Genomic DNA, 23,221 nt, shown 5'->3' on the forward strand with positions numbered 1-23,221 from the left:
GGAGAATGGAATGAAAACCCTTGACGTCTTTGAGTTGAAGAATGGAATTGACCAAACGCTGAACAAGTTGAAGCAGCAATTACAGAATGTTAAGTCCCTAGAAAAACAAATCAATCAAATCATCTCCTTGGATGGCGCATTAAAGGGAGAAGCTGGACAAGCGATAAAAGCTTTTTATTTGGAGTGTCACATTCCCTTTTTGCAATTCTTTCAGATCATCATTGAAGAATACAGTGGTGCGCTAAAAAAGACAAAACAGGCACTTCATGCTTTTGAATCAAACCCGAATGGTTTTATCTCTCAATCATTCATTGAACACGAGCTTGACCAAGGGTTAAAAAAAGCCGAACGGGCCATTTCTGATATCGTATCAGATGTGAATCAAGCCATTGGCAGAGTAAACCATATTGTGCATTTGCCTCATGTAGACGAATCTACTTTCCAACAAAGCTATCAAAAAGCATGGCTTGAGACGTCCAAAACCATTGGGCTACTTCATGCTTTTGACAGAGAACAAACAAGTGCACTAAATGAAACAAAAAGTTCCCTTCACACAATGAAGCAATACATAGACACTTTAAGTACGATGTTCACTGGCCCGAAAATTGAGATGACCAGTTATCAAAAGGGCTCTATTTTCAAAGATGGAAAAGAAGAAAAAATCAAGAGCACCATCAACGGATTGAATGAAAAAATAGACAACCCTAAAGAAAACCCAATGATGATCATGCTCAAGAAGCTGAATGAAAAAGAGCGATCGAATGTGGATACGGTTGTGAAGAAGAAACCATCTAATAAAATCAATCAAAACGCCGTGTTCGTAAATAGAAAAGTATATAATACAAATGAAAAGATTGACTTCGCAAATGCCAAAACAGTTGAAGTTATTCGAGATGGAATGCTGTATCGGTTACGAATATCGGATCAAAACAAAGTGAATATTGAAAGCATCACAAAGATTTCTGATGTGAAAACGGTTGAACAAACCTCAAACATCTTAAATACGGCGGTTGAATTTACAGGAATAAATGATGCAATTCGAGTCATCACAGGGAGAGATCCTGTAACAGGTGACAAAGTCGCTGACATGGACCGTCTAGTATCAAGCTTGTACATGATACCAGGAGCTAAAATCGCTAAAGTTGGAAAATACGTTTTTAAAATCATGAAAGGAGAGAAAGTAGCCAAGAAGATTGTCAAAACACCTTCCTTCGGCAAACACTCCGTACCAAAAGGTCCGTATCGTGAAGTAAATGGTTTCCCTGCAAAAGTAAAACCAGGAGCTCAAGAGAAACATATTCCTGATGCACCTAACTATAAACAGGAGCTAGCTAATGGAAAGAAAAAAAGCATCTTTTACGGTGACAATAAAAAAGCACAAGAATTGCTTGATAAATATGCTGGTAAAGGAGAAATGATGGTAAATGGAAGGGAAGTTGTCAATTTCGGTCAAAAAATAGGACAGACCTATGACTTAAAAACCGGGAAATATATAGAGACTACAAGAGGTACTATCCATTATTCAAAAAACGGTGCTCATATAGTCCCTTCAAAACCATTAGAATGAATGAAAAGGATGATTAACTATGGAATATAACTCTTTAATAAAAACATTAGATGAAAATGGAGGGAAAGAACTTATATTAGTTTGGAAAAATGGATTAAAGATCGTTGGTAAACCAGACACACTCTATGAATCAGATAATGGTTTAGAGGACGATGATGTAAATTATACAGAATACTATGCTGTTGCTTTTAGGGTAATAGAAGTTTTGACCCAGCCTACTCATAACGAAAGCAGTATATATGATTGGATTAGTACAGGAAAAAGCTCATTAGTAGAAATATCTCTTTATAAAGATACACCAAATGCAGTATATTTAGCAGACGGTCAAAAATTATGGGAATTGGACAGTGATAATTAACAAAGGAAGGCCCCTCCAAATTGGAAGGGCTTTTCGTTTGTTTTTGCTTTACCTCAATATATTAAGTAGCAACCCTACATATAAGCCCATTTTCAATTTATACATTTTTGATTTTGATCCATTTACGTTCATAGTCATTGAAGAAGCTAATCAGAAATCAGCCACCCATCTTGATAGCTTCTTTGATACAAAAATAGGGAACGGAAATACTTAAAAACAAATTCGCCCCCAACCCGCTCCCAAAACCCTAATTTGAAGCGATAAACGAACTTATATTCCAAGAAACAAAAAAGCCTGAAATCCTTTCATATCAAGGATTTCAGGCTTTTACATTAGTACGTCCCAGGAGAGATTCGAACTCCCGACCGACGCCTTAGAAGGGCGTTGCTCTATCCAGCTGAGCTACTGGGACATGTTGTTATGTAGTGTTCTGTTGGTGAGTACCTCACCGACAAGATTTATTATATTACTATTGTTCTTTAAAGTCAACGGTTTTTCGAAAGTTTTTTCATAAGGGGCAAATGCTGCACCCTTATGAAATACCTTCCAATGTGACAGTGTTTTCGAGGTCTTGTATGGCTTGACCTTCGTCTGTGAAAAACTGTACGTTTGCTTCGCTTCCATCTAGTGTCAGTATAGCGTAGCTGCGCTCTTTACGCACTCTTGGCAGGTGCACACTGCCTGGGTTAATGAGCAGTTTTCCTCTTAGCAGCTCACTGCCTGGGATGTGCGAGTGACCAAAGCAGATGATATCTGCGCCTAGCTCTTCTGCACGGTAGTAGACTTGAAGCAAGGATTGTTTGATGCCATGCAGATGTCCGTGAGTGAGAAATAGTTTTCCGCCTCCATCCAGTGGGAGCAGGAGCTCTTCTGCAAAATCGCCCATAAAGTCACAATTTCCTTTGACGACTTTGTATCCTTCGAGAGCTGGGTGGTTCGTGTCGAGTTCTGAATCTCCGCAGTGAATCATCATGTCGACTTCAGCCGCATGCCGTTTGGCAATGGTTTGAAGTTCGTCTGTGAGTCCATGACTGTCACTAATGATGAGTATCTTCATGGCTTCATTCCCCCTTATTCATTTGCGTCTAGCAGTGATGAAAGCTTTTGAAGCGCGACCGCTCGATGGCTGATCTTGTTTTTCTCCTCAGGTGATAATTCAGCCATCGTCTGGTCTTTGTCTTTGACGATGAAAATCGGGTCGTATCCGAAGCCGTTTTCGCCGATTGGTTCCTCTGCGATGAAGCCTTCTACTGATCCTTCTACCGTCTTTGTTTCTTTACCCGGTATGCTGACAGCAAGGGCACATCTGAATCTAGCTGTACGGTCTTCTTTTTCAATGCCTTGAAGCTCGCTCAGCACTTTTTCTACATTCTCAGCATCGTTTTTATGTTCACCAGCGTATCTCGCTGAATATACGCCAGGTTTTCCGCCAAGATAGTCAATCGACAAACCGGAATCGTCTGCAATGACCATTTCACCTGCTTTGGCTTGAATCGCCTCGGCTTTGATGATGGCATTTTCTTCGAAGGTTTGTCCTGTTTCTTCAATCTCTTCAGTAAAGCCGATGTCTGCTAGTGTTTTGACCGTGAATCCTTTTGGCTCAAGAATGGCTTTGAATTCTTTCGCTTTGCCCGCATTGTGCGTTGCAATGATGGCTGTTTTCATCCTGATCAAACCCTTCTCTTTATTCGATGACTTCTCCTGTCACTGCTTTTTGCTTTTCGATTAATTCTTTGATGCCCTTTTCGGCTAAATCAAGCAGTCCGTTTAGCTGTTCTCTTGAGAATGTCGCTTCTTCGCCTGTGCCTTGAAGTTCAACAAAGCGTCCAGCGCCTGTCATGATGACATTCATATCTACTTCAGCTGAAGAATCTTCTTCATAATTTAAATCTAACAGAAGACCTTGCTGAGAATCAATTCCGACGGATATCGCCGCTAAATAATCAGTGATCGGGTTTTGTTTGATGACACCTTCTGCTCGAAGCTTTTGAATCGCAAGCGTCATGGCGACAAAAGCACCGGTAATAGATGCTGTGCGTGTGCCCCCGTCTGCTTGAATGACATCACAGTCAATCCAAATCGTGCGTTCGCCAAGCTTTTCTAAGTCAACGACTGCACGGAGTGCTCGTCCAATTAATCGCTGAATTTCCATTGTACGTCCTGTCACTTTTCCTTTAGATGATTCTCTAATGGTTCTTTGAGCGGTTGCTCTTGGAAGCATGCTATATTCTGCTGTAATCCAGCCTTTTCCTTGTCCTCTTAAAAAAGGAGGTACGCGGTCTTCGATGGATGCGTTACAAATCACCTTCGTATTGCCCGCTGAGATTAAGACAGAGCCTTCTGGATGCGTAATGTAGCCTGCCTCTATTTCAATTTTTCTTAATTCGTCATAGTGTCTTTCATCTAATCTCATGATTTACCTCCGTTACAATATACATTCCGCGCGGATGCCAGCGGGGTTCTCCTACTAACTTTGACAACCTCGGCTCGTTCTAATCGCTTGGAATAAAAAAGAGGCAGCGAATATGCATGCCTCTTTTTCTCCATTATATCAATGTGTGCCGTTAAAAACTACCTGTATTCACTTGTTCTGGTCTTGAAACCGGCTTTGTCAGCTCTGCTCCTTTTTCGTTCACAAGCTCAGCCTTGCCGTTTACCTTAACGGATACGCTTTTGACGTCCGGCAGCTCTGTTAATGTGAGCACGATGCTATCAAGAACTTTTTGTGAAATCACCTTTTTCTTTTCATCTGCGCTGCCGAAAATGGATTCGTTGAAATCAAGTGTCACATGTCCGTCTTTTACTTTCGGGATATCATTCAGCTTTACATCTTGATCAAAGTCTGTGAGCAAATGGCTTTTTTTGCTTGGTCCAGAGACGAGCTCATCAATGGCTGCTGTAATTTGATCATCCTCATCTTTTGGCGCCCTTTTGGTCACAGGAACATAGTACGTCTGTTCATCAGATTCAGCTAAGTAATAAACTGTCACTGGCTTTGTCGATGTCATATCAGCGGCAGCCTCGTGCTGAATATTAATACCGTCTTCTCTGCTTAAATCATCTGAAATCGGTGTGCCGTTCACAGGCATTTCTTTTAGTTCATGACCATTCATTTTCAATTTGACTTTGGCGACAGAATCAAACTGCGTTAACGTCCAAGTGACCGATTGCAGGATGCGCTGTTCGTCTTCTTTTTTATAGTTTTTGAATTCATTTGAAAAATCTACTACGGCCGTTCCGTCTTTAATGTCGACAGATACACTCGTGTCGGCCGGCAAAACAGCCCGGAATCCATTTGGCATGAGGTTAGAAATCGGTCCTCCGTCCACGAGGTATTCTAAGGTTTGTTTGGCACTCCCCTCATTTTTCGGCAGTGGAATGGATTGAGAAACGACATACCCGTTTTTATCAATTAAATATAATTCTCTCATGACTGTATCTGCCTTCTTCTCTTCTTTTCCTTCTTTCGCTGTTTGTTTATCTTCTTTATTTTCTTTCACATATGTGACGTTTTGTGGCGGGTCAATCTCTGTTTTCGCTTGGTCTGTTTGAAACAATCCGCATCCTGACAAAAGCATGGCTGACGCGATACACGTCACAGCTGCTGTAGATCCTTTTTTCAGCATACTTCACCCTCCTCTAGTAGTTTGTACTACTATGTATACGAGCTCCTCCTGCGGATTAGACCCTTTTCATAAAAAAATAACCCACTTCAAATAGAAGGGGGTTATTGCTGATAGACGTGTTCGAGTGATACGGTTTCGACCTTCCCTGGCAGGTAGCCAAACCAGTCACGAGCGATGTTTTCAAAATTTTGCTGCTGCCCTGTTGTATAAAATGTATGAACAGGCGCTTCTTTAGAGGTATTTAACAGCCCTTTATAGGAAAGAATCGTACTTGCTTCTCTCGCTGTCTCGTCCCCTGATGAAATGATGCTCACATCACTGCCCATAAAGCGCTGAATCGACTCTTTTAAAATTGGATAGTGTGTACAGCCAAGAATGAGTGTATCAATTCCTGTTTCTTTCATCGGTTCAAGGGAATCTTTCACCACTTCATCTGCTGTCTGATCTAAAAACGTCCCGCTTTCCACAAAGGGAACAAGCAACGGACATGCCAGACTTTGAACCGCTAGTCCTGCTTTTAGGGATAGCAAAGCTTCTTTGTATGCCTCGCTTTTGATCGTATTGGCTGTACCAATGACACCAATCTGCTGATTGTTTGTCACCTTGATGGCTGTGCGGGCGCCGGGCTGAATCACGCCAATGACCGGAATATCAAGCGTTCCTTTGATTTCATCTAGTGCGATCGCCGTCGCTGTGTTGCATGCGATGACGAGCATTTTAATATGATGATGTCTTAATAAGTAGTTTGCCATTTCCCAAGTATATTGAAGAACCTCTTCTTCTTTCCGAGGGCCATACGGGCACCGTTTTGTATCGCCTACGTAAATGATTTTTTCTTTTGGCAGTTGTCTCATGATTTCCTTTGCAACGGTTAAACCGCCGACGCCGGAATCAATGACGCCGATTGGTTGATCCAACAAAATCGCCTCATTTTCTTTTCATTTGCTGCTGTAGTTTCGTTAAGGATTGGTTGAAAACGATGGCTTCTTCTTCTGAGAAAGCCCCTAGAAGTTCACTGACGTATTCTTGGCGTTTAACAATCACTTCTTGAATGATCCGCTCGCCTTCAGGCAATAAATGAATGCGAACCACGCGGCGGTCAGAAGGATCTTTTACTCGTTCGACAAGTTCACTTTTTTCCATTCGATCAATTAAGTCGGTGGTTGTACTGCAAGCCAAATACATCTTTTGTGATAGCTCACCTATTGTCATATCTCCGAATTCATAAAGCCACTGAAGCCCTACAAATTGAGGAGGTGTAATCGTATATTGATTCAGGATTTCTCTGCCTTTTTGCTTAATAATTGCAGCAATATGGCGCAATGATTTTTCAATCTCTGCTACATGGTCGAACTCATTCGTTTCCATTTCATTGATACCTCACTATAGCATCTCACTTTGATTAAAACGTACATTCCTATTTTCCTCGTTTTTCAGAGAAAATGCAAGAAGAGACTCATGGAAACCATATAGAAATAACCGGTTCCTTCCTAGAGTGGAAGGAAAACCGGCTGACTTTAGAGCTCTAGCTCACCCATACGCAGAAGCTCGACTACGGCCTGTGAACGACCTTTGACTCCTAGCTTTTGCATGGCATTCGAAATATGATTTCGAACAGTCTTTTCGCTAATAAAAAGCTCGCTTGCAATTTCTTTTGTTGTTTTATCTTGGACGAGCAATTCGAATACTTCTCTTTCTCTTTTGGTTAATAGCGGCTTGGATTGAAACTCTTTCTCCTTCAAGTATTGTAACCCTCCTTGCTAAGGTGAGAGCTCTAGTCTCTATAGAATGGGATTCTGTATAGTCGAGATATCATATGCTGGCTGCCCGAGGTAGGTGACGTTAAAATCGAGAATTCCTGCATATGAGCGTCCATTTTGTACGGTTTTATCCGCACAAAAAAGGACGAGTCTCCTACCCGAGACGTCGTCCTTTTCATACACGTATTTAAAAGATAGAAATGGCTCCTGTTAACAAAGCAATAAGCGTTGTAAAAAGGGCAGTTAACACGGTCCACAGCAATGCGTATTTTTGCAAATCGCCAATATCTTTGTTCAGCATACTGACAAGAAGTAGCGTTGAAGCCACAAGAGGGCTCAGCAGATGAACAGGCTGTCCTATAATAGAGGCGCGTGCAATTTCCACTGGATCAATTCCGTAAGCTGCGCCGGCTTCTGCCAAGATTGGCAGCACCCCGAAATAATAAGCATCATTTGAAAGAACAAATGTAAATGGCATACTCGTTAAAGCCACAATGAGCGGAAAAAACGAACTGTAAGAATCTGGAATTAAGTAAATCACCAAGTTGGCAATCGACTCCACCATTTTTGTCCCCGAAAAGATTCCTGTAAAAATTCCTGCTGCAAACACAAGGGTAATGACCGTTAAGGCATTTCCCGCATGTGATAAGATTCTCTCGCGCTGATCTTCAACCTTTGGATAGTTGATCATGAGAGCGATGACAAATCCAATTAAGAAGAGAACTGGAATCGGTACGATATCTAAAACAAGTGTCGCCATCACCGCAATCGTCAAGAAGAAGTTCACCCAAATGAGATTCGGTCTCTTTATATCTTCTACGCCATCTTCGATTGACGCTGCCAGTTCAGGGGAGATCGAGACCTCTTCTTTGTACTGAATTTCTGCAACCCCAATTCGCTTTCGCTCTTTTTTCCCAAGCACATAAGCAGTAAAAAGGATGAATAGACCGCCAGCTACCATCGTTGGAATTAATGGAATAAAAAATTCAGCTGCATCCAAGCCAAGCGCAGCAATTGCTCGAGTAGCTGGACCACCCCACGGGGTCATACCGCTCATAATGCCTAATGATAATAATGAAATCGTTCCTAAAATCAGCGGGTTCATCCCAATTCTTAAGAAAAGCGGCAGCAAAGCGGATACGGTAATCATGTAAGTTGTCGTCCCATCACCATCTAATGCAACAAGCATAGACAAAATCGCTACCCCAAACGCAATTTTGACAGGATCCCCTTTCACAATACGTAAAATGAGTTTAATCAGTGGATCAAACAGCCCAGCATCCAGCATGACACCGAAGAATAAAATGGCAAATAACAATAAAGCAGCAGATGGCGCAACCGTTTTGAGTCCATCGAGCATCATATCCCCTAACCCACTGTAAAACCCACCAATCAATGCAAAGATGATCGGTACTACGGTTAACGCCACCACCGGATGCATACGTTTTGTCATAATAAGAAATGTAAAAGTCACGACCATTAAGAGCCCTAAAATAGCTAGCACTATATATCCCTCCATCCTCTTCTTTACACGATCAGCAAGCGCCCCTTTGCACTTGTGATCTGAATGTTAGCGCTTTCTATTTCAAGGATATAATAGCTTTTTTCATAATGAAAATATTGATTTTTTCGTATCTTCTATAAATTCTTTTTATAATCAGCCTTGCTGGCTTCTTAAAAATTCGATGAATGCTTTCACAACAGATAAATGAAGGGAGTCAGGCTGGTACATAAGCCATGTATCTCTTAAAACAGGCTGTCCATCTTTATACGAAAGACCTTTTACAAATAGCTCATCACTTGGCCTGAGGCAAATTTCCGGGACAATGGCATAGCCTAAACCGTGCTTGACCATCTCTTTTGATGTATCCTGGCGATCTGTCTCCATCGTCACAAGCGGAGGCATGGCAAACGTTTCCTGCCACCATCTGTTAATCAATCGTTTTAATGAACTATCTGTATGATAGTCAATGAGCGGCAGCTTCGGAAGGTCCTTTAGCTGAATTTCTGATTTTGAAATGATACAAAGCCGCTCTTTATCAAGCAAAAACCGCTCTCCATTCCAGTCGTAATCCCCTCTTAAAATCCCTAAATGAACACTTGATGTGCCTAATAAATCCATGACTTTCGTACTCCAGCCTGTATTCACCATGAATTGAACATGTGGATACTGCTTAGAAAATTCTCTTAAAATTTCTGGGAGCTTATACTGAGCAAAGTTACTTGAGACCCCTAACCGGATTGTCCCTTTGACCTTTTTTTGCATGTTGAGCATACCATCTTTTGTTTGCTGAAGCTGTTTGAGCATGTCATTTGCATATGCAGCCAAGTACTCGCCTTCTGACGTAAATTCAATCCCTCGTTTTCTTTTAAAGAAAAGCTTCATATCAAACTCCTCTTCAAGCTGCTTCAACCGATAGCTTAAGGCAGGCTGAGAGACAAATAATTTCTCCGCCGCTTTTGTGATGTTCTTTTCTTCATAGAGCACCTTTAGAAACCGCCAGTCTTTCTCATCCATGGTGTGCCCTCCTTTTTCACTAGTTATAAAAAAATTTTATTGATTCATCTTAAAATAATGTATTTAACTTATTTCTTATTATACTTTACCATTTTGATTAGATAAACAGTTCATTAAAAAATTGAGGGTGAGAGCAATGAGAAAAGTTCCAATCACAATGATGCGAGGCGGTACAAGTAAAGGGGTATTCATTCAAGCAAACAATTCACCATTTGAACACGATGAGCTCGAGGCATTTCTTTTAGACATTATGGGCAGTCCTGACCGGCTGCAGGTCGATGGAATCGGCGGCGGTAATTCTTTAACAAGCAAAGTGGCCATTATCGATAAAGCCACACGTCCAGATGTGGATGTGAACTATACGTTTGCACAAGTCAGCATCAATGAGAGATATGTCGACTTTAAAGGAAACTGCGGGAATATCTCATCAGCGGTTGGACCATACGCCATCATTAAAGGACTTGTTCAAGCGGTTGAACCCATTACGACTGTACGTATCCTCAATACCAACACAAATAAAGTCATCGTAGCAGAGGTTGAGGTTGAAAACGGTGAAGTGAAATTTGAGGGAGATGTAGAAATTCCAGGTGTAAAAGGGACAGGATCTCCCATCTATCTATCCTTTGAAAAACCTGAAGGCGCTGTGACTGGTAAAACCTTTCCGACAGGGAACCGCATGGATACGATTCAGACAAAATTCGGAGAGATTCCGATCTCGATCGTTGACATCGCAAATCCCATTGCCTTTGTCCGTGCGAAGGATCTTCATTTAAAAGGAACCGAATTACCTGAGGAGTTTACAGACGCATTACTGAATGATTTAGAAGAGATTCGTTCCATCGCTGCTGAAATGTGTCACTTTGCACCAAAAGACATGGCGACATTACAGTCACCAGCTGTTCCGAAGCTTGCGATCATTAGCGAGCCTGCTGATTATGTGGATACAACCGGAGTGATGAGACGAGCAGCCGATATGGATATCATCGTACGCATGTTATCGATGCAAAGACCACACCAAGCGCTTGCCATTACCGGTTCTGTCTGCGTGTCAGCCAGCTGTTTTATGGAACAAACACTTCCTGCACAGCTTTATGATGGACAACATGATACGCTTCGAATCGGTCACCCTGCCGGAATTATGCAAACAGACATTGACGTGTCCCAAAATAGAGTCAAAGTCATTCGAACTGCAAGAGAAATTCTAGACGGGGTTGTCTTTACGAAACAAGATTATATTGTGCAGCCTCATATTAAAAGAGAAGCCTAAAGCAGACGAGAACATCGTCTGCTTTTTTTAATGCTGAAGCGGGGCATCAATATCTCCGGCAGAATGAGCTTTGATCTGTCCTTTATCATCTTTTAGCTGAAGATGACCAAAGCGGTTAACGCCGCAGCAAATGCCTTCTTCCCATGTTTGTTTTTCACGATCTAACGAAATGCGAAGCGGCTTGTTGAGACGATATAACCGTTTGTTATAAAGTGCAGTGAGTGCTTCAAACCCTTCATTCTGCCAGCGTGTATGGTATTTTTTAAAAGCCGCTGCCAGGTTTTTCACTAGCTGATCGGCTTTCACCTCTGTCAGCTCTGATAAGCAAATGGTTTTGTACGGGACATGCTCCGGCTTCGTCTCTACATTGATGCCAACACCGATATAAATGGCGCTGCGATCTGCTTCAATTAATGTGCCGGATACCTTTGCTTCATTAATGAGGATATCATTCGGCCATTTGATCGCCAGCTGATCGTCCGCTCTTATGAGTGGTTTCAGCACATCATAGATTGCTAGCGCTGTTAGCGGGGCGATCGTTGACTGGGTGGAGAGTTCTTCTGGCGGCATGACTGTCATGGTCACTGCCACATTCCCTAAAGGTGTTTCCCACGGCCTGCCGAGTCTGCCTCTTCCTTCTGTCTGCTGGCGTGCATAGACAGCAAATGAGGGCTTTTCTCCTTGCTGCATGAGCCTTTTCGCTTCATTATTTGTACTATCAATGGTGTCATATTGAAAAATCTTCATATGTTCTCCTCTTGTTTCTTCTTGATATGGTGCTTTTATTATAACAAAATGAAGCGTGCACGTTGATGAGCCAGCATGCTACTCATTTCGCTGCGCCCTAAATGTCTCTTTTTCTTCTTCAGTAAATGGGACAGATGTGCCTGTATCTTTACTAATTTGCACCATGGTGACTGAGCCTGTAAAGCATGGTTCCTGCTGTTCATTTTCTCCTAAATAATGAAGAATGAGTGAGCTTGAGCCGACCTTCTCAGGCTTAACATACACTCGAAGCCTCTCTCCAATCTCTACCTGCTTGATGTAATCACATTGCAGGTTAGCGACGACTGTCATGGTTTCTCGCACACGTTTCATCCGTTTATCAACAATTCCTGTTTTTTGAAAAAAGGCAATGCGCGCCTCTTCAAAATACACAAAAGGGGTAACATTGTTCATGTGGCCAAACATATCCGTTTCTGAAAACCGAACGGTCGTTTCGACATAAAATCGAAAGGATGCCCTCCACTCTTCAAACGGTGCTTCAATATATGACGGCAATCTCACTTGATCATCTCCTTATTTGGAAACAAAACGCCTCTCCCGTATTGGAAGAGGCGTTTGTTTCAATATTGCATCCAGCCTCTTAAACACTCATCATGATTGGCAAAGAGGACTGAATGTGATGTTATTCTGCGTGATCGCTTCCGAAGAAGTTACGGAATGCTTGTAAAGTTGTATCTCGGTTAAGTGCAGCAATTGACGTTGTCAGCGGGATTCCTTTCGGACAAGACTGCACACAGTTTTGGGAGTTCCCGCAGTTCGCAAGACCACCGTCCCCCATAATTTCTTCTAGACGGTCAGACTTATTCATCGCACCTGTCGGATGTGCGTTAAATAAACGAACTTGCGAAAGCGGTGCAGGTCCCATAAAGGAAGATTTATCATTCACGTTTGGACAAGCTTCAAGGCAGACACCACATGTCATACATTTCGAAAGCTCATAAGCCCATTGACGTTTTTTCTCAGGCATTCTTGGTCCAGGACCAAGGTCATACGTGCCATCGATCGGTACCCATGCTTTCACCTTTTTCAAGGAATTGAACATCCGGCTTCTATCAACCTGCAAATCTCTCACAACCGGGAATGTCTTCATCGGCTGAAGACGAATCGGCTGGTCTAATTGATCAATAAGAGCTGTACATGATTGGCGCGGCTTTCCATTAATGACCATAGAACAAGCTCCGCACACCTCTTCAAGACAGTTCATATCCCAGTTGATCGCCGTTGTTTTTTTCCCTTGTTTATTGACCGGGTTCCGTCTAATTTCCATGAGTGCGGAAATGACGTTCATATTTGGGCGGTAAGGGATTTCGAATTCTTCATCATAAGGCTTTCCATCTGCTGTATCTTGACGTGTGATTATAAATTGAATCGTGTTTTTTTCACTCATCTTATTTCTCCACCTTTTTCTTCGAGTAATCTCGTTTACGAGGTGCAATTAACGATACATCGACGTCCTCATAGTGGAATGCAGGCTTTTGATTTTTTCCTTTGAACGTAGCCATCGTTGTTTTTAGGAACTCTTCATCGTTTCTCTCTGGGAAGTCCGGTTTGTAGTGTGCGCCTCGGCTCTCATTCCGGTTGTAAGCCCCGATCGTAATGACTCTTGCCAGCTGAAGCATGTTGTCAAGCTGACGTGTGAAGGCAGCGCCTTGGTTGCTCCATGAAGCTGTATCGTTGATGTTGATCTGCTTGTAGCGCTCCATTAGTTCTTCGATTTTCTGATCTGTTTTTAAGAGTTTGTCATTGTAACGAACAACTGTGACGTTATCCGTCATCCATTCTCCAAGCTCTTTATGAAGCACGTACGCATTTTCTGTTCCGTCCATGCCGAGGATGTTGTCCCATTTCTCCTGCTCTTTCTTCACGGCGCTGTCAAATGTTGCAGAAGATAGGTCTTCCGCAGACTTTTCAAGACCGCTAATGTACTTCACAGCATTTGGTCCAGCGACCATTCCGCCGTAAATGGCAGAAAGCAGTGAGTTTGCACCAAGTCTGTTTCCGCCGTGCATAGAGTAATCACATTCTCCGGCAGCAAATAGACCTTTGATATTCGTCATTTGATCATAGTCAACCCATAATCCGCCCATTGAGTAATGAACAGCAGGGAAAATTTTCATTGGAAGCTTACGCGGGTCATCACCCATGAATTTTTCATAGATTTCAATGATGCCGCCAAGTTTAATATCAAGTTCTTTTGGATCTTTATGAGAAAGATCGAGATATACCATGTTCTCTCCGTTGATGCCAAGCTTTTGCTCGACACATACGTCAAAGATCTCACGTGTTGCAATATCACGCGGTACAAGGTTTCCGTATGCTGGATATTTTTCTTCTAGGAAGTACCAAGGCTTCCCGTCTTTATATGTCCAAACACGTCCGCCTTCACCACGAGCCGATTCACTCATGAGACGAAGCTTGTCATCTCCAGGGATCGCTGTTGGATGAATCTGAATGAATTCTCCATTTGCGTAATGAGCCCCTTGCTGATAGACGATAGATGCAGCAGATCCAGTGTTAATCATGGAGTTCGTTGATTTTCCGAACACGATTCCAGGACCGCCTGTTGCCATGATCACTGCATCTGAACGGAAGGATTCAATTTCCATTGTTGTTAAGTTCTGCGCGACAATGCCTCGGCATACTTCCTCGTCATCTAACACAGCGCCAAGGAATTCCCAGCCTTCATATTTCGTGACAAGTCCTGCTACTTCATAGCGGCGAACCTGCTCATCAAGTGCATATAATAGCTGCTGGCCTGTTGTAGCTCCAGCAAATGCTGTACGGTGGTGCTGTGTTCCCCCGAAGCGGCGGAAGTCCAATAATCCCTCTGGTGTTCTGTTAAACATCACACCCATCCGATCAAGTAAATGGATAATGGACGGCGCTGCTTCACACATTGCCTTAACTGGCGGCTGGTTGGCTAAGAAGTCTCCGCCATACACCGTGTCGTCAAAATGCTCATAAGGTGAATCCCCTTCACCTTTTGTATTCACCGCTCCGTTGATTCCGCCCTGTGCACATACAGAATGCGAACGTTTTACAGGTACGATTGAAAATAGTTTAACAGCTGTTCCCGCTTCTGCTGCTTTAATAGTTGCCATGAGACCAGCTAAGCCGCCTCCGACAACGATGATGCTAGAATTACTCATTGTAGCCCCTCTCCCTCTTCTACTAATCTATTTCCTCTTAAACAAAAGCGAAAATTGCTCTTAGCCCTACATATGAAAGCGCTATAAATATACCTAATGTCACATATGTGGAGATTCTTTGTGAGCGTGGTGAAACAGTAATTCCCCAGCTGACAGCAAATGACCACAAGCCATTAGCAAAGTGGAAAATAGTAGATAAAACGCCGACAATATAGAAGCCTAGCATAAATGGAGAGCTTAAAATATTCGCCATCATGTCATAGTTCACTTCAGCTCCAAGCTGAGCTTGAATTCGTGTTTCCCATACATGCCAAGTCACAAAAATCAATGTGATGATACCTGAAATCCTTTGCAGTCTGAACAACCAGTTTCTTAAGTAACTGAAGCGAGACGTATTGTTTTGTGCCGTAAAGGCTATGTACACCCCATAAACAGCATGATAGATCAGTGGTAAGAAAATCACGAACAGCTCAAGTGCATATCTGAATGGAAGCTGTTCCATAAAGTGTGCAGCTTTGTTAAACGCCTCTGGTCCATTCGTCGCAAAGTGGTTAATCACTAAGTGCTGAATTAAAAATAGACCGACCGGAATGACGCCAAGCAAAGAATGCAATCTCCGATAAAAAAATTCTTTGTTCCCCGACATTACTTTACCCCCTAGTAAAAAGTGCAATTGCTGAAAATTGTCTTACCCCCGCTTCTTTCAATTGTAAGCACTTTATTCAAATTTATTGACAATTTCATTTTACTCCTATGTCAAAAAAGCGTCAAGAAACCGCGTACATAAATTAAAATTTTCCGAAATTTAAAAGTTTTAAATCAAAATTCGTTTTACTACAATAAGAATTTCTTAGACTTCAGGGAAAACTCTGTCATCATATGCTCACATAAGCTATAATAAATTGTTGAAAGAGGGGAGCCGTACAATGAATAAATTCGAATCTAACTTAGAACAGCTAAAAGAAATTGAAGTCAATGGATTTGCCTACGAGCTGATACGCGAAGTTCTGCTGCCTGATATTTTGGGTCAGGATCATTCATCTATGATGTATTTTGCGGGTAAGCTGCTTGCTCGTAAATTCCCTCAAGAGTCATGGGAGAAAATCCCCGAATTTTTCCATGATGCCGGATGGGGAACTCTCACGATGGTCCATTCGAAAAAACAGGAAATTGAGTTTGAGCTCGAAGGTCCACTTGTATCAAATCGACTTACCTATCAAAAGGAGCCATGCTTTCAGATGGAAGCAGGTTTTATTGCTGAACAAATCCAGCTTCTCAACGAGCACGTGGCTGAATCTTATGAACAAGTGAAAAAGCGTGCTGATAAAGTCATTTTAACCGTTAAATGGGATTTAAGAGACCCTAGCTAACACTCTTTATGAAAGGCGCGGACTTTAGGTCACGCCTTTTTTGTTTGCCTTCTTCTATCATAGCATACTTAGTGAATGGGTTTACGCACGTTTTCCTTTCTAGCATGGGGAGTTTCGGATATAAAAAAGAGGTGCACTCTTTCAAGAGATACACCTCTCTGCCTGTTTAAGAATGGGCAGCTACCTTTGATAAATCAAACGCATCATGCAGTGCTTCAACTGCTTTGACCATATCGTCACGGCCAACCACTGTTGAGACTTTGATTTCAGACGTACTGACCATTTTCACTTGTATGTCTTTTTCCGCTAACACAGCGAACATTTCAGCGGCTACGCCTGGATTTGAGACCATACCAGATCCAACGATAGATACTTTGGCTAATTTGCTTTCTGTCTCGATCTGTTCGTAGCCAAGTGCTCCTTTATATTCTTCTAACACTTCAACTGTTTTAGACAAATCATCCGTTTTCACAGAGAAAGAGATCGACGTCTGATTGGTGCTTGTGACGGACTGAATGATGATATCCACATTGATATTTTGTTTCGCAAGTGTCGTAAAAATGGTCGATAATGTGGTGAGACCGCTTGAAAGACCGCACACCGTCACGCGTGTAATCTGATCCTCAAATGCAATGCCTCTGACGACTAAATTTTGTTCCATGGATGATTCCTCCTCAATTAACGTACCCGATTCATTTTCAATACTAGAACGGACTTCTAGTGGGACTTGATAATTTTTCGCAAATTCGACAGCTCTCGGATGCAAGACACCAGCTCCTAAATTAGCCAGTTCGAGCATCTCATCGTATGAAATACCTGCAAGCTTCCGCGCGGCCGGTACATAGCGCGGATCTGTCGTAAATACTCCTGGTACATCTGTGTAAATATCACATTTATCCGCTTTTAGTACGGCAGCAAGTGCTACAGCCGTCGTATCTGATCCACCGCGTCCAAGTGTTGTGATATGCAGGTCATCTGCAATTCCTTGGAAGCCTGCCACAACAACGACTTTCCCAGCACTTAATTCCTCTTTTATTCTTGATTCATCGATGTCCACGATTCTTGCGTTACCGTGTACTTGCTCTGTTTTCATACCAGCCTGCCAGCCTGTAAAGGAAATCGCATCATAGCCTTTTGCTTGCAGCGCCATCGTTAATAAAGAAATGGTCACTTGCTCTCCAGTTGCGAGCAGCATATCCATTTCTCTTTTGCTCGGATGATCTGTGAGTTCTTTCGCTAGGTCTACTAGAACATCCGTTGATTTACCCATTGCCGACACAACCACAACCACATCATGTCCGGCCTCGCGTTCAGCGATGACCCTTTCTGCAGCATTGCGAATTTTTTCTGTCGATCCAACAGACGTTCCGCCAAATTTTTGTACAATTAGTCCCATGTCTACCACCCTTTTTCAAAAGATCACGTGTGAGAGAAGAGGCAAGAAGCGGCTTTGGAGACTGCCTGCTCACTGCAAATAAAAAAAGCAATGAGAGAACAGATCTCCCATTGCTTTATAATCATCATCAAACGATGCAAACAATGAGATAGCCCTCCAAGAAATACATTCTTGACAGCCCTACATTTCTTCAATGTACAGCCAGCGAATAAAATGAGTGGATTTTATTCACTTCGGCGACGCTCCCCTTTTAGCCCTCTTCCTAGATCCCATCGATCTCTGAAGGCTTACTCTTGAAGTTCGCACCTCTATCTTCAACAAACAACACGTTCATTTATTAAATTTAGTCACAATCTTAACAGACTTTTGGAAAAAGTACAATCTATTTTTTTAAAGCTTCCATTAAAAGCTCGGCCGTTTGTTTCGGGATACCAGCCTCCTGAAAGTCTTGGATAGAGGCTTCTTTCATCTTTTTCACAGAGCCAAAATGTTTAAGAAGCTGTTTTTTACGCTTTTCTCCGATACCTGGCACATCGTCTAAAATAGATTGAAATGCATTTTTTCCGCGCAGCTGCCGGTGAAAGCTAATCGCGAACCGGTGCACTTCATCTTGAATGCGCTGCAATAAATAGAAGGCTTGGCTATTTCGCTCTAGTGCAACAATTTCCAGTGTATCGCCCATCATCAAATTGGATGTCCGGTGCTTTTCATCTTTGACTAGACCTGCTACTGGAACAGACAGATTCAATTCATTTTCAAGCACATCTATCGCTGCATTGATCTGTCCCTTTCCCCCGTCAATTAAAATCAAATCTGGTAGCGGGAGCTCATCCTTTAACACGCGGGTATATCGCCTTCTAATGACTTCACGCATCGATGCATAATCATCTGGACCTGTGACGGTTTTAATTTTGTATTTTCGATATTCTTTTTTATACGGCTTCCCGTCCTGAAAGACGACCATGGCAGAAACCGGGTCTGCACCTTGAATATTCGAGTTATCAAATGCCTCAATCCGGTAAGGCATATAAATATTTAGTGCATCTCCAAGCTGCTTCACTGCACCAATGGACCGCTCTTCATCACGCTCAATGAGCGAAAATTTTTCTTTTAAGGCGATTTTGGCATTTTGATGGGCAAGTAATAGCAAATCCTTTTTCTTTCCTTTTTTTGGCTGATGAACGTTCGTCTCAAGCAATTGTTCAATCATCTCTTGATCTACGCTATCTGGCACCAAAATTTCCTTCGGCAGAAAGTGGTTGTTCTTTGCATAAAATTGTCCCATAAATGTGAGAAACTCTTCCTCAGGGTCTTGATACATAGGAAACAGGCTGACATCACGTTCAATCAATTTCCCTTGCCTGATGAAGAAGACCTGGACACACATCCAGCCCTTGTCATAGGCATATGCAAAAACATCTCGATCTGATAAATCGCTCATCGTCATTTTCTGCTTTTCCATCGTTGAGTCGATGTAAGCGATTTGGTCTCTCAGTTCTTTTGCCCGTTCGAACTCTAATTGTTCGGCGGCTTCCTGCATCTTTTCGGTGAGTTCTTTTTTGATTTGCTGATGTCCTCCGTTTAGAAACCTTATGATTTCGTCCACGAGCTGCTTATTCGTTTCTTCAGAAATGTCATACACACATGGCGCGAGACATTGTCCAAGATGATAATAGAGACAGACACGGTCAGGGAGGGTGCTACATTTTCTGAGAGGATATAAACGGTCGAGCAGCTTTTTCGTTTCTCTTGCTGCTTGAACGTTCGGGTATGGACCGAAATATTTCCCTTTATCCTTCTTCACATTGCGTGTGACGATCAGCTTAGGATGCCGTTCATTCGTAATTTTAATAAAAGGATACGTTTTGTCATCCTTGAGCATGACATTGTATTTTGGGTCGTATTTTTTGATTAAATTCAGCTCTAAAATGAGTGCCTCGATATTAGAAGAGGTGACAATGTATTCAAAGTCCTCAATTTCACTGACAAGCCGCTGCGTTTTGGCGTCATGAGATCCAGTGAAATAAGAGCGTACTCTATTTTTTAAGACCTTTGCCTTCCCCACATAAATGACTGTATTTTGCCGATCTTTCATTAAATAGCAGCCTGGTTGATCTGGCAAGACCGATAGCTTTTCTTTGATCAGTTTGTTCATCTTTTCATCCGTCCTTGTTTTCCTCTTTCACTCCTTCTAGTGTATCACGAACATTTGTTTTATACCATATTGAAAGAAAAGCGGCTCTCGTCTTTACGAGAACCGCTTTAGTGAGTATGCCGATTGGGCATAGACAGGTTTATAGATGTTTGTTAACAAGCTCAGCAAGTGCTTCTTTTGGTTTGAAACCAACAGAAGTTTCTACCACTTCACCGTCTTTTAAAACAAGAAGTGTTGGGATACTCATCACGCCGTATTTACCAGCAGTTTCTTGGTTATCGTCTACATCAATTTTTACAATTTTCATTTTATCGCCCATTTCTTGATCAAGTTCTTCAAGAACTGGAGCAATCATTTTACAAGGTCCGCACCATGGTGCCCAAAAGTCCGCAATAACAACACCTTCTGCAGTTTCTTGTGAAAATGTTGCGTCAGTAGCTTTTACGATTGCCATTATTCATTCCTCCAATGTAAATTATGCTTTTTAGTATAGCATCTACCAATGTGACTTGCGAATGAAATGCTTACGAATCATTTTTTATGAAATGAATTAAAAAACAAACCGTACAATCGCACCAATGACAACAATTGCACCGATAATCATGAGAATCGTTCTAAGCATATAAATAACTCCCTTTCCGCTTCGTTTACAATGTATGATGCCCCAACATCCTGCTCATCAAACATCTAAATATGCGATCAAGCGAGATCAATCGTAATCATCACCACAGACATTGGCGGCAGCTCTATGCTCAACTCACCGGGTTTTACAGCAAATTGCTCAAACTCTGCTGGCTGGACAGCATGAGGATCATCAAATGTGTTGTGCGCATTCATGCGGTTTGCTGTCAGCACGCGGCCTGTGACTTTCGTTTCTGCATCCACACCTTCAATGGCAAGGGATACTTCGTTTTGTTCATGCGGATTCAGGTGACAGAAGCTAATATGCATCTTATCTGACGAACGCGAAGCTGACACGCTAACCTGAGGTATTTTTTCTCCTCTGCGTTCATAAGGCGTTGACACGAATTCCACTTCAAGTGCTTCTTCCTCTTGATGCACTTGAAACATGTGAAACACATGATACGTAGGTGTCAGAAGTATCTTTTCGTCTTCCGTTAACACCATTGCTTGCAGAACATTGACCGTCTGGGCAATATTCGCCATATGAATCCGCTGGCAATGACGATGAAAGATATGAAAATGAAGGGCACAAACAAGTGCGTCTCTTAGTGTGTTTTGCTGATACAAAAACCCTGGATTTGTTCCTGGTTCTGGGTCATACCATGTCCCCCATTCATCAATGATCATCCCGATTCGCTTATCTGGATCATAACGATCCATGATCTCTCCATGATCCACGACAAGCTGTTCCATCTCATAGGCTTTTTTCAACGTAATAAACCATTCATTTTCATCAAATTCAGTCGCTGACCCTTTCTTCTCCCACGTACCAGGTACAGTGTAGTAATGCAAACTGAGTCCATCCATCCAAGGTGCGGCGCGCTCCATTAATACTTTTGTCCAATTCACATCATTTGAATTGGCTCCGCACGCAATTTTGTATATGGATTGACCTGCAAACTCTCTCACATACGTTTGATATCGTTTATATAAATCGGCATAGTATTCAGGCGTCATATTCCCGCCACAGCCCCAGCTTTCGTTTCCTACACCAACATAGGTCAAATCCCAAGGTTCTTGTTTTCCATTTTGAATGCGCCAATCAGACATAGGTGTTCCCTTTGGAAAGGTGATGTACTCGACCCAGTCTGCTAATTCTTGAACAGTCCCACTTCCCACATTTCCGCAAATATAAGGCTCACATTCAAGCAGCTCACACAATTTCATAAACTCATGTGTACCAAATTCATTGGATTCAACCGTACCACCCCAATGAGTGTTCACCATCGGCTTTCGTTCGCTGAGATCACCTACACCATTTGCCCAATGATACTCGTCTGCAAAGCAGCCGCCCGGCCACCTAAGCACCGGAATATGTAATGCTTGAAGGGCTTTTAGCACATCCGTACGAATCCCCTCAATATGATCGATCTCTGAATCTTTTCCGACCCAAATCCCATCATAAATCCCTCTTCCTAAATGCTCTTGAAAATGTCCATAGATGTGTTTAGAAATACGTCCGATCACGTCATTCACTTTTACTGTCCCCTTCACTTGTCAACCGCTCCTTTGTGTATTGATTACATACAAAAAAACCCAGAATACCTAGGCATTCTGAGTGTATGAGCGTTACGAGTGGATATTCATCTTTTTTAACTCTTCATTCAAAAGCGGTACCACTTCAAACAAGTCACCGACGATTCCGTAATCGGCAATTTTGAAGATCTCAGCTTCTGGGTCTTTGTTAATCGCCACAATGACTTTACTGTTAGACATCCCGGCTAAATGCTGAATCGCTCCTGATATCCCGCACGCAATATAGAGATCAGGTGTGACGACCTTGCCTGTTTGCCCAATTTGCAGGGCATAATCACAGTAGTCTGCGTCACAGGCACCACGCGAGGCACCGACTGCTGCGCCCAGCGTCTCAGCGAGTTCATTCAGCGGTTCAAACCCTTCCTTACTCTTGACCCCGCGTCCCCCGGCGACGATAACTTTTGCTTCAGATAAATCTACACCTTCTGACGTTTTTTTAATGACTTCCTTCACGATCGTTCGCAGGTTCTGAATATCGACAGAAACCGGTGTAATGTCTCCGCTGCGTGAGGCATCCCGCTCAAGAGGTGCCACGTTGTTCGGGCGTATGGTGGCCAAAAGCAGACGATCTGTTGAAATCACTTTTTCGAAGGCTTTTCCAGAGTAAATCGGTCTTGTGAAAACAAGATGTTCTCCGGTAACGCTTACATCAATCGCATCTGAAATTAAACCAGTCTGCAAGCGTGCAGCTATTTTCGGCGACAAGTCTTTTCCGATAGATGTATGGCCAAAGAGGACGGCATCTGGGTCAACCTGATCTAATATGGCTTGAAGTGCCTGCGCAAAACCATCTGACGTATAGTATGAAAGGTGCGGATGCTCCACAATCATGATATGATCCGCTCCATAGTATAGCAGTTCATTCGCTTGGTCTTTGACGTCATCCCCTATTAACACGCCAATGACTTCACCGCCATCTGCCACTTGATGAGCGGCAGCAATGGCTTCAAATGTCACATTTCTTAATTTACCGTCACGACTTTCTCCAAGTACAACAACTTTTTTACTCATCTTTCAAGTTCCCCCTTGTTCTCGTGATATCGTAAAGT

The 23,221-nt window shown here is 42.5% G+C and carries 23 protein-coding genes, 1 tRNA gene and 1 riboswitch; of the genes, 4 read left to right on the forward strand and 20 right to left on the reverse strand.

The window, feature by feature from the left end; genetic code table 11:
• Positions 1 to 10 precede the first annotated feature (10 nt).
• Positions 11 to 1,567: a T7SS effector LXG polymorphic toxin gene (locus tag MKZ05_RS12690; RefSeq protein ID WP_339160317.1), complete on the forward strand. Its 1,557-nt coding sequence runs from the start codon at positions 11 to 13 to the stop codon at positions 1,565 to 1,567.
• Positions 1,568 to 1,586: 19 nt separating this feature from the next.
• Entirely contained in the window at positions 1,587 to 1,925 is a 339-nt protein-coding gene (locus MKZ05_RS12695) for a hypothetical protein (protein ID WP_113387203.1), read from the forward strand.
• Positions 1,926 to 2,263: 338 nt separating this feature from the next.
• On the opposite strand, the gene MKZ05_RS12700 is transcribed toward MKZ05_RS12695, so the two are convergent.
• The 10 genes from MKZ05_RS12700 to MKZ05_RS12745 all read right to left on the reverse strand — a co-directional run bounded on the left by MKZ05_RS12700 (position 2,264) and on the right by MKZ05_RS12745 (position 9,829).
• Positions 2,264 to 2,337: transfer RNA gene (locus tag MKZ05_RS12700), tRNA-Arg, on the reverse strand.
• A 120-nt stretch (positions 2,338 to 2,457) separates the two neighbouring features.
• Entirely contained in the window at positions 2,458 to 2,982 is a 525-nt protein-coding gene (locus MKZ05_RS12705; protein ID WP_339160318.1) for a metallophosphoesterase, read from the reverse strand.
• A 14-nt stretch (positions 2,983 to 2,996) separates the two neighbouring features.
• Positions 2,997 to 3,599, reverse strand: a complete 603-nt coding sequence (locus tag MKZ05_RS12710; protein ID WP_181185471.1) for an XTP/dITP diphosphatase — start codon at positions 3,597 to 3,599, stop codon at positions 2,997 to 2,999.
• 10 nt (positions 3,600 to 3,609) lie between these two features.
• On the reverse strand, positions 3,610 to 4,338 hold the full coding sequence (rph, locus tag MKZ05_RS12715; RefSeq protein WP_003216792.1) for a ribonuclease PH: 729 nt from the start codon (positions 4,336 to 4,338) through the stop codon (positions 3,610 to 3,612).
• Between the two features lie 151 nt (positions 4,339 to 4,489).
• Positions 4,490 to 5,551 carry a GerMN domain-containing protein gene (locus MKZ05_RS12720; RefSeq protein ID WP_003216461.1) on the reverse strand — a complete coding sequence of 354 codons (1,062 nt, stop codon included), beginning with the start codon at positions 5,549 to 5,551 and terminating at the stop codon, positions 4,490 to 4,492.
• 101 nt (positions 5,552 to 5,652) lie between these two features.
• Entirely contained in the window at positions 5,653 to 6,471 is an 819-nt protein-coding gene (gene racE, locus MKZ05_RS12725; protein ID WP_339160319.1) for a glutamate racemase, read from the reverse strand.
• 7 nt (positions 6,472 to 6,478) lie between these two features.
• Complete coding sequence (locus MKZ05_RS12730) at positions 6,479 to 6,919, reverse strand: MarR family transcriptional regulator (RefSeq protein ID WP_003216546.1); 441 nt, start codon at positions 6,917 to 6,919, stop codon at positions 6,479 to 6,481.
• Between the two features lie 149 nt (positions 6,920 to 7,068).
• Positions 7,069 to 7,293 carry a spore germination transcription factor GerE gene (gene gerE, locus MKZ05_RS12735; RefSeq protein WP_003184172.1) on the reverse strand — a complete coding sequence of 75 codons (225 nt, stop codon included), beginning with the start codon at positions 7,291 to 7,293 and terminating at the stop codon, positions 7,069 to 7,071.
• A gap of 205 nt (positions 7,294 to 7,498) precedes the next feature.
• Complete coding sequence (locus tag MKZ05_RS12740) at positions 7,499 to 8,815, reverse strand: citrate:proton symporter (protein ID WP_113387207.1); 1,317 nt, start codon at positions 8,813 to 8,815, stop codon at positions 7,499 to 7,501.
• A gap of 153 nt (positions 8,816 to 8,968) precedes the next feature.
• Positions 8,969 to 9,829, reverse strand: coding sequence for a LysR family transcriptional regulator (locus MKZ05_RS12745; protein WP_113387208.1), 861 nt, complete (start codon positions 9,827 to 9,829; stop codon positions 8,969 to 8,971).
• A gap of 136 nt (positions 9,830 to 9,965) precedes the next feature.
• Here MKZ05_RS12745 and MKZ05_RS12750 point away from each other — a divergent pair, with 136 nt between their 5' ends.
• Positions 9,966 to 11,096, forward strand: a complete 1,131-nt coding sequence (locus MKZ05_RS12750; protein WP_339160320.1) for a PrpF domain-containing protein — start codon at positions 9,966 to 9,968, stop codon at positions 11,094 to 11,096.
• A gap of 27 nt (positions 11,097 to 11,123) precedes the next feature.
• On the opposite strand, the gene MKZ05_RS12755 is transcribed toward MKZ05_RS12750, so the two are convergent.
• The 5 genes from MKZ05_RS12755 to MKZ05_RS12775 all read right to left on the reverse strand — a co-directional run bounded on the left by MKZ05_RS12755 (position 11,124) and on the right by MKZ05_RS12775 (position 15,677).
• Positions 11,124 to 11,843: a biotin--[acetyl-CoA-carboxylase] ligase gene (locus tag MKZ05_RS12755; protein ID WP_339160321.1), complete on the reverse strand. Its 720-nt coding sequence runs from the start codon at positions 11,841 to 11,843 to the stop codon at positions 11,124 to 11,126.
• A gap of 78 nt (positions 11,844 to 11,921) precedes the next feature.
• Complete coding sequence (locus tag MKZ05_RS12760; RefSeq protein ID WP_050943617.1) at positions 11,922 to 12,383, reverse strand: thioesterase family protein; 462 nt, start codon at positions 12,381 to 12,383, stop codon at positions 11,922 to 11,924.
• Between the two features lie 121 nt (positions 12,384 to 12,504).
• Positions 12,505 to 13,269 carry a succinate dehydrogenase iron-sulfur subunit gene (gene sdhB, locus MKZ05_RS12765; protein WP_050943616.1) on the reverse strand — a complete coding sequence of 255 codons (765 nt, stop codon included), beginning with the start codon at positions 13,267 to 13,269 and terminating at the stop codon, positions 12,505 to 12,507.
• Position 13,270: 1 nt separating this feature from the next.
• Positions 13,271 to 15,031, reverse strand: a complete 1,761-nt coding sequence (sdhA, locus tag MKZ05_RS12770) for a succinate dehydrogenase flavoprotein subunit (RefSeq protein ID WP_003216403.1) — start codon at positions 15,029 to 15,031, stop codon at positions 13,271 to 13,273.
• Between the two features lie 37 nt (positions 15,032 to 15,068).
• Complete coding sequence (locus tag MKZ05_RS12775; RefSeq protein WP_106032633.1) at positions 15,069 to 15,677, reverse strand: succinate dehydrogenase cytochrome b558 subunit; 609 nt, start codon at positions 15,675 to 15,677, stop codon at positions 15,069 to 15,071.
• Positions 15,678 to 15,957: 280 nt separating this feature from the next.
• On the opposite strand from MKZ05_RS12775, the gene MKZ05_RS12780 reads away from it, so the two are divergent.
• Positions 15,958 to 16,401, forward strand: a complete 444-nt coding sequence (locus MKZ05_RS12780) for a YslB family protein (RefSeq protein ID WP_003216293.1) — start codon at positions 15,958 to 15,960, stop codon at positions 16,399 to 16,401.
• Between the two features lie 166 nt (positions 16,402 to 16,567).
• Here the strand turns inward: MKZ05_RS12780 and MKZ05_RS12785 are convergent, their stop codons facing one another.
• From MKZ05_RS12785 to MKZ05_RS12805, 5 genes are all read right to left on the reverse strand, one after another.
• Positions 16,568 to 17,797: an aspartate kinase gene (locus tag MKZ05_RS12785; protein ID WP_339160322.1), complete on the reverse strand. Its 1,230-nt coding sequence runs from the start codon at positions 17,795 to 17,797 to the stop codon at positions 16,568 to 16,570.
• Positions 17,798 to 17,938: 141 nt separating this feature from the next.
• A riboswitch (Lysine riboswitch) is annotated at positions 17,939 to 18,116 on the reverse strand.
• A gap of 63 nt (positions 18,117 to 18,179) precedes the next feature.
• Positions 18,180 to 19,952, reverse strand: coding sequence for an excinuclease ABC subunit UvrC (gene uvrC / locus MKZ05_RS12790; RefSeq protein WP_050943614.1), 1,773 nt, complete (start codon positions 19,950 to 19,952; stop codon positions 18,180 to 18,182).
• A gap of 139 nt (positions 19,953 to 20,091) precedes the next feature.
• On the reverse strand, positions 20,092 to 20,406 hold the full coding sequence (gene trxA, locus MKZ05_RS12795; protein WP_003216330.1) for a thioredoxin: 315 nt from the start codon (positions 20,404 to 20,406) through the stop codon (positions 20,092 to 20,094).
• Between the two features lie 245 nt (positions 20,407 to 20,651).
• Positions 20,652 to 22,130 (reverse strand): alpha-N-arabinofuranosidase, encoded by a 1,479-nt coding sequence (locus MKZ05_RS12800; protein WP_339160323.1) that lies wholly within the window; start codon positions 22,128 to 22,130, stop codon positions 20,652 to 20,654.
• A gap of 75 nt (positions 22,131 to 22,205) precedes the next feature.
• Positions 22,206 to 23,183 (reverse strand): electron transfer flavoprotein subunit alpha/FixB family protein, encoded by a 978-nt coding sequence (locus MKZ05_RS12805; RefSeq protein ID WP_339160324.1) that lies wholly within the window; start codon positions 23,181 to 23,183, stop codon positions 22,206 to 22,208.
• Positions 23,184 to 23,221 lie beyond the last annotated feature (38 nt).

The sequence above is a fragment of the Bacillus sp. FSL M8-0277 genome (genome assembly GCF_037975305.1).
GTDB lineage: Bacteria > Bacillota > Bacilli > Bacillales > Bacillaceae > Bacillus > Bacillus pumilus.